The sequence below is a fragment of the Ilumatobacter sp. genome, from assembly GCF_030065885.1.
Classification (GTDB): Bacteria; Actinomycetota; Acidimicrobiia; order Acidimicrobiales; family Ilumatobacteraceae; genus Ilumatobacter.
Genome location: NZ_JASJCS010000053.1, coordinates 1 through 12098, shown reverse-complemented (window position 1 = coordinate 12098; position 12098 = coordinate 1). Strand labels below are relative to the sequence as shown.

Below are 12098 nucleotides of genomic sequence, written 5' to 3'. Positions count from 1 at the left end.
CGAGGGGTTGCGCGCTGAGCGTGCTACTCGCCGGCGCGGTCGTCGCTGCTGCCGGCCGGGAACGTCGCTGCGACGGTGATCGCTGCCAGCACGTAGGCGGTGCCGACGAAGCCCCAGGCCCACCGGAACCGCGTCAGGTCCGGTGTCGACGAGACGTCGGCCAGGATCGCGACGATCACCGAGATGCCGAGCGCGTAGAACACCTGCTGCGTCGTGCGCACGGTGGCGTTCGCCGTGCCGAACTGCGCCGGCGGCACGTCGGCGATGCCGGCGCTCGCCCAGGTGGCGATCGTGGCGCCGACGCCGAGTCCCACCACGATCGACGTGGGAACGAAGCGGCTCCACGTGGTCGCCGACTCGTCGAGCGTCAGCGTGTACGACACGTACCCGAGCCCGCAGGCGAGACTGCCGATGGCGAGGATCCAGCGGTGGCCGATGCGATCGGCCCACTGGCCGGCGAGCGGTGAGATGCCGGCCGCCAGCAGCGGCCCCGGCACCAGCGCCAAGCCGGTCGTTCGCAGCGACTCGCCCCACAGTTCCTGCAGCAGCAGCGAGTTGACGAGGAAGCCGGAGGTGAACGCCATCGAGTAGAAGGCCAGCGCCGCGTTCGTGCTGGCGAACGAGCGCAGGCGGAAGAGGTCCAGTTCGAGCAGCGGTTCGGCGTGGCGGCGGGATCGGTGCACCAGGATCGGGAGCAGTGCTGCTCCGACCAGGAACGCCGCGATCACCCGGACGTCGACGAGTCCCCACGACTCCGCCTGCACGATGGCGAACATGATGAGCCCGACGCCGAGCGTCCCGATCGGCACGCCGACGAGGTCGACCCGACCCGTTGCGCTCGGGTTCTTCGACTCCTGCAGGAGGCGCGGTGCGAGCGCCAGCACGACCAGGCTGATCGGCACGTTGACCCAGAAGATCGCCCTCCAGGACCAGATGTCGGTGAGCAGCGCGCCGAGAGCCGGTCCGACGACGGCGCCCAGCGCGCCCGTTGCGCCGGTCAGGCCGATCACCGTCGACCGCTTGTTGGGCGGGAAGGCCGGGAGCACGACGGCGATCGCGGTGGGGGCGATGATCGCACCACCGATGCCCTGCACGACCCGGGCGGCGATCAGCGCACCCGCGCTGGGCGCCAACCCGCTGAGGGCCGACCCCAGTGCGAAGATCGCCACGCCAGGGACGAACATCCGCTTGCGCCCGAGGCTGTCGGCGTACCTGCCGGCGACGAGCAGGAGGGCGGCGACAGCGATGTTGTACCCCGAGATGATCCAACCCAGCGCCGACTCCGTGACGTCGAAGTCGTCCCTGATCGAGGGAAACGCGACGTTCACCGCCGACACGTCGATCACGACGAAGAAGAAGACGAGCGTCGTGACCCCGACCGCGAGCCACGCTCGCCTGCCCGGCGCGACCGCCGACCCGTCGGCCGTCGATGCGGTGGGGGCGCTCACCGAGCGAGTCTCCCACGGCCGTGTCCGCTCGACCGCTTCATGGCCGACGCAGGCGGATCCTCGACTCGACGTCGTCGCCTGCATCGAGTCCCTCGGCCACCTGATCGGGCGGCTCGGGCACTCGTCGTGTCACCCGTTGCCGAGCACGCGTTCGGGTCGGACCAACACCACTGTGCGGCGCTCCTTCCGCATGACGCGGTCGTACTCGTCCCAGTCGTCGTGACTGCCGCCCGCAGCCTCGAACACGGCCCTGAGCAGGAGTCGGATCCGATCGGCGTCGAAGCCCTCGGACGGATCGTCGGGCCCGATCAGCTCGGCGGGGCCGGTGGCGCCGACCCAGCGCCAACCCCGGCGGGCGACGAGCGTGACGGGTGCGCCGCGGCGGATGTGTCCGAGCCTCGTCGCCGTGCCGCCGGACACGAACGCCACGTGGGCATCGCCCGACACCGGATGCGGCATCACGCCGGCGTTGACCACGCTCGACAGGACGCGTCCGCGCGAGTCGGCCGTGCTCACGACGGCGAGGCCGTGCTCGTCGGCGAGGGCGGACGCGAACTCGTCGACCGACGTCATGTCGCGAGGTTACGTTGGCGTCGGTGATCGAGGAGGTGCTGGCGACGAATCGGGCGTTCTACGACGCACACGAGGCGCGCGACCTCGGCGCGATGGGCGCCGTCTGGGAGCACGACGACCGGGCGGTCTGCATCCACCCCGGCTGGCCGATCCTGCGGACGTGGCCGGTCATCGAGCAGTCGTGGCGCCGCATCTTCGCCGGCCCGGGCCGCAACCAGTTCATCCTCACCAACGAGGCCGTCGCCGTCGTCGGCGGAGTTGCCTGGGTGACGCTCGAGGAGAATCTCGTCGACACGGCCAGGTCGGATGCGGCGGCGACCGGCACCGTGGCGGCGACCAACGTCTTCGTCCGGGCGGACGAGGGGGTCTGGAAGCTGGTCGCCCACCACGGTTCTCCGGTCATCGCCCGCTGACTCGCCGTTCGTTGTCGCCGGCCGCCGTCGGATCGCCGGGTGGACGACCGGCGGAACGACGTGACGGCGCGGCGTGCGGCGGGAGCAGCCGGACCGGGCCGGCCGGGCGGGGCGCCACGGGCTCGGTCAGGCCGGCGGCGGGCACCAGAGCCCGAACACCGAGCCGTCGGGATTCGCGGCGTAGGCGAACGTCAGGCCGATCGGGGTCTTCTGGACGTCGGCGATGACCGAGCCGCCGTGCTCCTTCACGGCATCGAGCGATGCCGCCACGTCGGGCACCTGGATGTTGAAGACGGCGTCGTTCGGGTAGTCGCCGTTGCTGTGGGCGATCCCGCCGCCGATCGGGGCGCCGTCACCGAGGTCGATCATGGTGTAGCCCGGCATCGAGTCGTCGAACGACCAGCCGAACACGGCGCCGTAGAACGCCTTGGCGCGGTCGGGATCCGCGGTGTGGATCTCGAACCAGGACACGGGATTGGGGGTTGCTGTGTTGCTCATGTGGCCACCTTGAGCAGCCCCGGCGACAACCCTGTGTCGGTGTTTCGGGAGATCCGAGCGGATTCGGGCGCTGTCGCCGACGGCCGGGGCGGCGGGTGCGGCTGGTGCGACCGCGGACTCTGTGGCAGTCGTTGCGACATCGGTGGTCGTTGTGGCTGCCACAGACCTCGCTGCGCGCTGGGCGTCTGCGCGTTGTGCGATCCCCGGATGCTGTGGCAGTCGTCGCGACATCGGTGGTCGTTGTGACTGCCACAGACAAGGTGCGTCGGCGACATGGTCGTGGTCCGGATGCTGCGGCAGTCGTCACGACATCGGTCGTTGTTGTGCTGCCAGAGCATCGAGGCCCGGCATCTGCGGCAGCGGTGGTGACGCAGGACGTCGTCGTGGCTCCACAAAGCGAGCGTGAGCGACGACGCGACTCTGCGTCGGGGCCGCCACGTCGGCTGGCGTCTGCTCGTCAGCTGCCGAGGATGCCCCGGCCGATCAGCTCGGGGATCTCGACCGCGGCCGGGTCCATCTCCCGATCGGGCGCCACCTCGTCGTGCATGACCGCACCGTGGATGCGGTCGAGGCGGAACGCTCGCGGCGCCTCGCGCAACCGGCACCAGCCCCACAGGTACCAGTTCGGGTGCACGCCGAGGACGGCGACCGGTTCGACCTCGCGCTCCGTCGGCTCGCCTTGCTTGTCGACGTACTCGATCTGTAGCACCCGGCGCTGCACGATGGCATGCTCGACGACGGCCGGCGGCCGGGGCACACCGGGCCGGACGTCGTAGAGACGAATTCGCGCCGCCAGCTCGTGCGCACCGTCGGCGTCGACCTCGTGCAGCACGGCGAGGATCTTCTGCAACGCGCTCCGCCCGGCATGGGTGAACGGCGTGGACGAGTCGACGGCCAGCGCAGTGGCGACGGCGGCCACCTCGGCCGCCGACAGGTTGAGCGGTGGGAGCGTGTGCTGCGCGTCGATCGCATAGCCGCCGCGGCGGCCCGGCGTTGCGTAGATCGGCACCCCGGATTGCTGGAGCGCCGACAGGTCGCGTTCGATCGTGCGAGAGCTGACCTCGAACCGCTCGGCCAACCACGTGGTCGAGCGATGCCCGGGCGCGGCAGCCCGTAGCTCCTCGACGAGCGCGTACAGCCGGTCGGTTCGATTCATGGTGGGACAGTCTGGCCGAGGGGTGCGCGCCCGGTGTTCGTCGAGCCGCGGTGGAGCGCCGACGCCGTTGTGCCGCACACGCCGAGCAGGCGGAATGGCGAACACGGCACGTGTCGCGGCGGGGGTTCGTCACGGTGTCGGAGGGGTTCGAACCCGGGCTCCGCGATCACCGCAAGCGCAGCGATCACTGCGGGCGGTGCGCCGGGCCGGCCGCTCGGCTGCGGCTACTCCGTGTCGAGCTGGCGGGCGAGCGTCTTGGGCGCCTTGAGACGGTACGCCTCGCGCAGCATGCCGTCGATCTCGTCCCAATCGACGTCGCGGTCGAGGCGTACGCCGACCCAGCCGCTCTTGCCGACGTACGCCGGGCGGTAGAACCGGTCGGGCTCGTCCTCGATCAGCTCCTCCTGCACGCCGGGCGGCGCCGGCACCCAGATCGACGTGAAGCCCTCGTCGTGGTGGCCGCTCGGATGGAAGCTGCACAGCACCCGCTTCTCGCGGATGAAGAACGAGGGTGAGCCGTGGCTGAGCCGCTCGGTCACCTCCGGCATCGCGAAGCAGAGCTCGCGCAACCGCTCGTATGCCTCGTCGGTCGTCGGCACCGCCATACCCACATCTTTCACGTTGTGTCAGACACAACGTGAACTCAGACGAGCAGGGCGTCGGTCACGACCTCGACGAGGGCGGGGCCGTCGTGGTCGAGGGCCGTCCGGAGCGCCTCGTCGAGCTCGTCGGGCGACGTCACGCGGATGCCCTTCGCGCCGCACAGCTCGGCGAACGCGGCGAACTCGGGGTTGTGGAGCGACGTCTGCCAGACGTCCCAGTGCGCGGCGCGCTGCTCCTTGGAGATCTTGCCGAGCTCGCCGTTGTTCATCAGCACGTGGGTGATGTTCATGTCGTATTTGACGGCCGTGGTCAGCTCCATCGCGTACTGGCCGAACCCGCCGTCGCCGCTGACGCTGACGATCTGACGGCTGTCGCCGGCTGCAGCCCAGGCGCCCATCGCGGCGGGCAGGCTGAACCCGATCGAACCGAGGTAGCCCGACATCAGGACGTCCTGGCGGCCGGACGCCTCGAAGTAGCGCCCGAACGAGTACGTGTTGTTGCCGACGTCGACGCAGATCACGGCGTCGGCGTCGACGTTGCGTGTCAGGCTCGCCATCAGCGCCGCCGCCCCGATGCCGCGACCGGCGTCGTCCTCGACGCGCCGCGCCTTCTCGGCCTGCCAGATCGAGCGGCGCTCGGCGATCTCGGCGCGGACGTCGATCGCCGCGACCGCGTCGGGCAGCGCCTCCGACAGCAGTTGCGCGGTGACCTCCACGTTGCCCTGGAGCGGGACGTCGACCGAGTGGAAGCGCCCCAACGACATCGCGTCGTCGTCGACCTGGATCGTCGGCTTGTACTCGGCCAGGCCGGTGTGGTTCGAGAAGCTGGCGCCGAACACGATCAGCAGGTCGCACTCGTTCATGAACCAGCTCGCGACCGGCGTGCCCGAACGTCCCATCACACCGCAGCCCAGCGGGTGGTCGTCGGCAATCAGTCCCTTCGCCTTGAACGTCGTCGCAACCGGCGCATGGATCCGCTCAGCGAGGGCGACGACGCGGTCCATCTGCCGCCGTGCGCCGTGCCCCACCACGATCATGGGTCGCGTGGCGGCAGCGATCATGTCGACCGCCCGGCCGACGTCGGCGGGGTCGGGGGAGATCAGCCGGGAGCCGGCGCGGCCTCCGGGTCCACCTGCGGCAGCGCCGTCGGGAGCCGGCAGGTGCTGCGCTTCGTCGGGGAAGACCAGGTGGGCGACGTTGCGGCCCACGATCGCCGTCTTCATCGCGAGGTTGGCGAGCTCCGCGTGGTTCGACTCGGCGTGGACCGATTCGCTGAACTCGGCGACGTCGGCGAAGGCGGCTTCGAGGTCGGTGTCCTGGAACGCACCGCGACCCTTCACCTTCGACGGCACCTGGCCGCTCAGCGCCAGAACGGGCGCTCGATCCTCCTTGGCGTCGTAGAGGCCGGTCAGCAGGTTGGTGGATCCGGGGCCGGCGATGCCGAAGCAGCCGGCGACACCGCCGGTGAGCTTGCCGAACGCCGAGGCGGCGAACGCCGCTGCACCCTCGTGACGGATCCCGATGTAGGTCAGGTCGCCACGCTCCTCCGCCTTGCGCATCGCGTCGGCGAACCCGAGATTCGAGTGGCCGACCATGCCGAACACGTGGGTCAGGCCCCAGTTGGTGAGCGTCTCGACGACCACGTCGGACACGGTTCGGACCGGCTCGGGTTCGGGCGGCAGCGCCACGTACACGCCGTCGTCGCGGACCTCGGTGTCGAAGCACGCCGGTGCGTCGCTGAAGCCCTCCGGTGGCTGACCGGTGAGCGGGGAGTAGTCGTAGCCGTGCCACGGGCAGCGCAGCCACCCCTGCTCGATCGACCCCTCGCCGAGCGGTCCTCCCTGGTGCGGGCAGGCGTTGTCGACGCAGCCGTACTGCCCGTCGTACCTGCTGACCGCAAACGACCGGACGCCGACCGAGACGGTGGTCACCCGGCCCTCGTCGAGCTGGTCCGGTTCGAGGATCTTGTGCCACGTGGTGCTGTCGTCCGAAGCGGTCATGGCGTGATACCTCCGTAGGGGATGCCGGCGAGGTGGTGCATCTCGCGGTCGAACGTGGTGAGGTCGTCGAGGCAGAGCTCGGAGAGGTGGGAGCGGCCGCATGCTCGGGCGAGCACGGACATCAACGAGACCGTCGATCGGAAGAACCGGGTCAACCGCTGCGCCGCGTCGTCGACGACGAGCCGCTGACGGAGCCCGGGTTTCTGGGTGGCGATGCCGACCGGGCAGTTGTCGGTGTTGCAGGCCCGCATGCCGAGACACCCGATCGCCTGCATCGCGGCGTTCGAGACGGCGATCGCATCGGCGCCGAGCGCCAACGCCTTCACGAAGTCGGGGTGGGTGCGCAGCCCGCCGGTGATGACGAGCGTCACGTCCGAATCGCACGCATCGAGGTGGCGGCGAGCACGGGCGAGCGCAGGGATCGTGGGCACGGAGATGTGGTCGCGGAAGATCTTCGGCGCCGCCCCCGTGCCGCCGCCGCGGCCGTCGAGGATGACGTAGTCGACGCCGATCTCGAGCGCGGTGTCGAGGTCGGCCTCGACGTGCTGCGCCGACAGCTTGGCGCCGACCGGGATGCCGCCCGACTCCTCCCGCACCTGGGCGGCGAGGTCGCGGAAGTCGTCGACGTTGGTGAGCTTGGGGAACGTCGGCGGTGACACGGCGGCCGTGCCCGGCTCGAGGCCGCGCACCTCGGCGATGCGGCCGACGACCTTGTTGCCGGGGAGGTGGCCGCCGGTGCCGGTCTTCGCACCCTGGCCGAACTTGAAGTGGAACGCCTGCACGTCGCGGACCTTGTCGAGCGACCAGCCGAAGCGGCCCGACGCGAGCTCGTAGAAGTAGCGCGAGTTCTCGGCCTGCTCCTCGGGCAGCATGCCGCCCTCACCCGAGCAGATGCCCGTCCCGGCGGCCTCGGCGCCCTTCGACAGCGCCGTCTTGGCCTCCTGGCTGAGCGCCCCGAAGCTCATGTCGGACACGAAGAGCGGGATCTCGAGCCGGAGCGGCTTGGCGGCCATCCGCCCGATCGTCACGTCGGTGCCGACCGGCTCGTCGTCGAACAGCGGTCGCCGATGCAGCTGCGCGGTGACGATCTGGATCGAGTCCCACGACGGCAGCCGGTCGCGCGACACGCCCATCGAGGTGACGGCGCCGTGGTGGCCGACCCGCGAGAGACCGTTCGCAGCCAGATCCCGGATCTCGGCGACGTGGGGCTCGTCCGGGGTGCCGTGGGTGTCCTGGTAGGCGCCCTGGTAGGCATCCCGGTCGTACGGCTGCGGGTGCTCGACCTCCCAGGCGAGGATCTCGTCCTCGTCGACCATCACCTGGTCGTCCTCGACCCACGACGAGAAGCGGTGGAGGCGCTCCTCGTTGGCGTACTCGCTGATGCCGGTGCGGTAGCAGTAGTCCCAGCCGTGCACGCCGCAGAGGATGTTCTTGCCGACCACGGTGCCGTCGGCCATCAGGGCGCCACGGTGGAGGCAGCGGCCATAGAGCACCGAGTGCTCGTCGTCGTAGCGGACGATGACGAGGTCGACATTGCTGACCAGGGCCCCGATCGGCCGGCGGTCCTCCACCTCGCTCCAGCGCGCGATCGCAAGTGGTTTCATCGATGACCTCCCCGGGGCGATTCGGACGACTCGGACACTACTGATCTCACAGCGCTGCGGCGCTCGGAGGTGCTGGTCGGCGGAAGTTCTTGCGGGACGCGAAACAGCCTCGGAACAAGCTCGGACGGGGGAGTGATCGTCCGATCCGCCTGCGTTCACTCGTCGTGCCCCGCCAGCGGAGGCGGGCCCGATCCGGAAGGACCCCGATGAACAAGCTCAAGATCCCCGCCGCCGTCGTCGGCCTCGCACTGGTCGCGGCGGCTTGCGGCGGCGACGACGCCGACGACGCAGCCGACGTCGCGCCCGCTGTCACCGAGGCCGCCGAGGACGACATGGCCGAGGACGACATGGCCGAGGACGACATGGCTGAGGACGAGATGGCCGAGGACGACATGGCCGATGACGACATGGCCGAGGATGACATGGCCGATGACGAGATGGCCGATGACGAGATGGCCGAGGACGACATGGCCGAGGACGACATGGCCGAGGACGAGATGGCCGAGGACGACATGGCGGATACGTCGGTCCTGGAACTGTCGTTCAGCGGGCTCGAGCCGCTCGGCCCCAACGCCGTGTACGAGGGCTGGGTCATCGTCGACGGCTCCCCGGTCTCGACCGGTCGCTTCGACGTCGGTGCCGACGGTGGCCTCATCGACGACGCCGGCAACACGATCGACGCCGCGTTCACCACACACGACGCGAGCGCGGCGACAGCGGTCGTCGTGAGCATCGAGCCCTTCGACGACCCAGACCCGGCCCCTGCTGCCACCAAGGTCCTCGCCGGCGACGTGGTCGACGGCGTCGCCGACCTATCGATCGCCCACCCGGCCGCGCTCGGCACCGATTTCGCCGACGCCGGTGGCTTCTACATCCTCGCCACGCCGACCAACGGTGACGGCAATGACGAGCGCAGCGGCGTGTGGTTCCTCGAGCGGGGGCCTGGCAACCCGGTCAACCTGCCCGAGCTGCCCGCCGGTTGGGTGTACGAGGGTTGGGCCGTCGTCGACGGTCAGCCGCTGTCGACCGGCCGCTTCACCGACCCGAATGCCGCGGACGACTTCGACGGCTTCTCGGGCGATCAGCCCGGGCCGGCCAAGCCGGGTGAGGACTTCATCATCAACGCCCCCGAAGGGCTCGAGTTCCCCCTCGATCTCCGTGGCGCCACGATCGTGATCAGCGTCGAACCGGATCCCGACGACAGCGAGGCGCCGTTCGCGCTCAAGCCGCTCGTCGCCGAGGTCCCTGCCGATGCGGTCGACCACGACAACCTCCCGCTCGGTGTCGGCCCGGCCGCGCCGACCGGCGTCGCCACCATCGGCTGACACGCTTCCCGCCCCTCCCTCCCCCGGTCCCGGGGCGTTACAGCTGGTGTCAGACACCCTCTGTAACAACCTCCGTAGCAGCGCCTCGGGGTTGGCCGGCCTACGGTCCTGACCATGGACGCCGAGCCCGCACCCGACCGGGTCGGCTCCCGATGATCCGCTCGCTGCCGTACGAACGGCAGGTCCTGATCGTCTACATCGTGGCGATCTTCATGACCGTGATCGACGGCACGATGGTCAACGTCGCCCTCCCGACGATGGCCGACGAGTTCGGGGTCGACTCGAGCGATGTCGAGTGGATCGCGGTCGGCTACCTGCTGGCCGTTGCGACGGTGATCCCCGCGGCGGGTTGGTTGGGTGATCGATTCGGCACCAAGCGGGTGTTCGTGTGGTCGCTCGCCATGTTCACGGTCGTGTCGCTCCTCTGCGGCGCAGCACAGACCCTCGAGCAGCTGGTGATCTTCCGGGTCCTGCAGGGCCTCGGTGGCGGGTTGATGGCGCCGGTGGGAGCTGCCGTGCTCTACCGCGCCTACCCGCTCGACCGGCGGGCCAGCGCTGCGACCGCGGTGCTGAGCGTCGCCGTGGTGGCGCCCGCCCTGGGCCCGCTGATCGGCGGCATCCTCGTCGACCACGCGTCGTGGCGATGGATCTTCCTGATCAACCTGCCGATCGGCGCCGTCGGCATGCTCATCGCCCAGTCGTCGATGCGGGAGGAGACCCAGGACGAGCCCGGCCGGCTGGACCTGGCCGGCCTGCTGCTGTCGGGCGGCTCGGTGGCGCTGCTGCTGTACACGATGTCGATCGGGCCCGACAGCGGGTGGGCGTCCGGGCGGGTGCTCGGGCTCGGCGCGCTCGGGCTCGCCGCCTTCGTCGCTGCGATCGTGGTCGAGCTGCGCGTCGACGAACCGATGCTGTTCCTGCGCCTCTTCCGTGACCGGCTGTTCCGCATCATCAACCTCTCGTCGTCGCTGATCTACGCGGGCTTCTTCGGCCTGATCTTCGTGCTGCCGATCTACATGCAGTCACTGCGCGGGTTCTCGGCGTTCGAGAGCGGGCTCGTGCAGGCGCCGCAGGCCTTCGGCGTGTTCGTCGTCTCGAACCTCGTGGGCAAGCGGGCGTATCAGTTGATCGGTCCCCGTCGGCTGATGGTGGTCGGCACGGCGTTCGCGTCGGCGATCACCTGTGCGTACGCCCTCCTCGACCTCGGCTCCCCGCTCCGCGTCGTCGCCGGCCTGTCGTTGCTGCGTGGGTTGTCGATGGGACTCGTGTTCGTGTCGATCCAGACGGCGGTCTACGCGACGACGTCGCTCGCCGACACCGGTCGCGCCACCTCGTTGTTCAACACGCAACGCCAGATCTCCTACGCGACCGGCGTGGCGATCGCCGCGACCGTCCTCGCCGCGAACGTCGGCGATCTCGGTTCCGGAGCCCCGGCTGCGGACCGCCTCGCCGGCCACCAGTACGCGTTCCTCGCGGTCGGTCTCATCATGATCCCGGGGATCGTGCTGTCGTGGTTCGTGCGCGACGATGACGTCGCCGAGACGCGCGGGCTCGAGCCGGCGGCTGCGGCGGTGAGGAGCTGAGGTGGACTTCACGCCCGACGAGGATCACGACGCGATCGTCGAGGCGGTCGATCGTGTCTGCGCGCAGTTCGACGACTCGTACTGGTCCGACTGCGACCGCCACCATCGCTTCCCGTGGGACTTCTACGACGCGATGGCTGCGGGTGGGTGGCTCGGCGTCGCGATCCCGGAGCAGTACGGGGGCGGCGGGCGCGGGGTGACCGAGGCGGCCCTCGTGCTCAACCGGATCGCGGCGTCCGGTGCGGCCATGAACGGTTCGTCATCGGTGCACATCACGATGTTCGGCCTGAACCCGGTCGTGAGGTTCGGCAACGAGCGGCTGTGCGACACCTTCCTCCCCGCGGCGGCGTCCGGGGAGCTGCACGTCGCGTTCGGTGTCACCGAGCCCGACGCCGGCACCGACACCAGCCGCATCACGACGCGCGCCGTCGACGACGGTGCGGGCGGCTTCCTCGTGAGCGGCCGCAAGATCTGGACGTCGAAGGCGCTCGAATCCCAGGTCTGCCTCCTGCTGGCCCGCACCGACGTCGCCGGCCAGGCCGGCGACGACGACCGCTTCGGCGGCCTGACGCTGTTCCTGGTCGACCTCGACCCGGAGCACGTCGAGATCTCCCCGATCCCGAAGGCGGGCCGCAACGCCGTGGCGTCCTGCGAGGTCGCCTATGACGAGTTGCCGGTCGAGGGGTGGCGCCTGGTCGGCGAGCGCGGGCGAGGCTTCCAGCATCTCCTGCACGGGCTGAACCCCGAGCGCGTGCTGCTCGCTGCGATGTCGTGCGGGCTCGGCGAGGCCGCACTCCGGCGGGCCGTCGGGTACGCGAACGAGCGCGAGGTGTTCGATCGACCGATCGGCTCGAACCAGGCGATCGCCCATCCGCTCGCACAGGCGCAGATGCAGC

11 protein-coding genes are annotated in these 12098 nt (G+C 70.2%); 4 read left to right on the top strand and 7 right to left on the bottom strand.

The annotated features are described in order from the left end of the window. Positions 1–23: 23 nt before the first annotated feature. Together QNJ12_RS12445 and QNJ12_RS12440 are read right to left on the bottom strand one after the other, a co-directional pair. Positions 24–1448 (bottom strand): MFS transporter, encoded by a 1425-nt coding sequence (locus QNJ12_RS12445; RefSeq protein ID WP_300622974.1) that lies wholly within the window; start codon positions 1446–1448, stop codon positions 24–26. Between the two features lie 129 nt (positions 1449–1577). Further along, a complete protein-coding gene (locus QNJ12_RS12440; protein ID WP_300622973.1) occupies positions 1578–2021 on the bottom strand; it encodes a hypothetical protein in 444 nt (147 codons plus the stop codon). 23 nt (positions 2022–2044) lie between these two features. On the opposite strand from QNJ12_RS12440, the gene QNJ12_RS12435 reads away from it, so the two are divergent. Further along, on the top strand, positions 2045–2434 hold the full coding sequence (locus QNJ12_RS12435) for a nuclear transport factor 2 family protein (RefSeq protein ID WP_300622972.1): 390 nt from the start codon (positions 2045–2047) through the stop codon (positions 2432–2434). A 126-nt stretch (positions 2435–2560) separates the two neighbouring features. Here the strand turns inward: QNJ12_RS12435 and QNJ12_RS12430 are convergent, their stop codons facing one another. The 5 genes from QNJ12_RS12430 to QNJ12_RS12410 form a co-directional block, all read right to left on the bottom strand. Continuing rightward, a complete protein-coding gene (locus QNJ12_RS12430) occupies positions 2561–2932 on the bottom strand; it encodes a VOC family protein (protein WP_300622971.1) in 372 nt (123 codons plus the stop codon). Positions 2933–3389: 457 nt separating this feature from the next. Next, positions 3390–4088, bottom strand: coding sequence for a YafY family protein (locus QNJ12_RS12425; protein WP_300622970.1), 699 nt, complete (start codon positions 4086–4088; stop codon positions 3390–3392). Between the two features lie 224 nt (positions 4089–4312). After that, positions 4313–4693, bottom strand: a complete 381-nt coding sequence (locus QNJ12_RS12420; RefSeq protein ID WP_300622969.1) for an MmcQ/YjbR family DNA-binding protein — start codon at positions 4691–4693, stop codon at positions 4313–4315. Positions 4694–4731: 38 nt separating this feature from the next. Continuing rightward, entirely contained in the window at positions 4732–6690 is a 1959-nt protein-coding gene (locus QNJ12_RS12415; protein WP_300622968.1) for a thiamine pyrophosphate-dependent enzyme, read from the bottom strand. After that, entirely contained in the window at positions 6687–8294 is a 1608-nt protein-coding gene (locus QNJ12_RS12410) for a glutamate synthase-related protein (protein WP_300622967.1), read from the bottom strand. The genes QNJ12_RS12415 and QNJ12_RS12410 overlap by 4 nt, the downstream gene beginning before the upstream one ends. Before the next feature lie 206 nt (positions 8295–8500). On the opposite strand from QNJ12_RS12410, the gene QNJ12_RS12405 reads away from it, so the two are divergent. The 3 genes from QNJ12_RS12405 to QNJ12_RS12395 all read left to right on the top strand — a co-directional run. Continuing rightward, complete coding sequence (locus QNJ12_RS12405) at positions 8501–9619, top strand: hypothetical protein (protein WP_300622966.1); 1119 nt, start codon at positions 8501–8503, stop codon at positions 9617–9619. A gap of 152 nt (positions 9620–9771) precedes the next feature. Then, positions 9772–11202 (top strand): MDR family MFS transporter, encoded by a 1431-nt coding sequence (locus QNJ12_RS12400; RefSeq protein ID WP_300622965.1) that lies wholly within the window; start codon positions 9772–9774, stop codon positions 11200–11202. A gap of 1 nt (position 11203) precedes the next feature. After that, positions 11204–12098 (top strand): acyl-CoA dehydrogenase family protein (locus QNJ12_RS12395; RefSeq protein ID WP_300622964.1); only part of this gene is annotated, 895 nt, incomplete at its 3' end.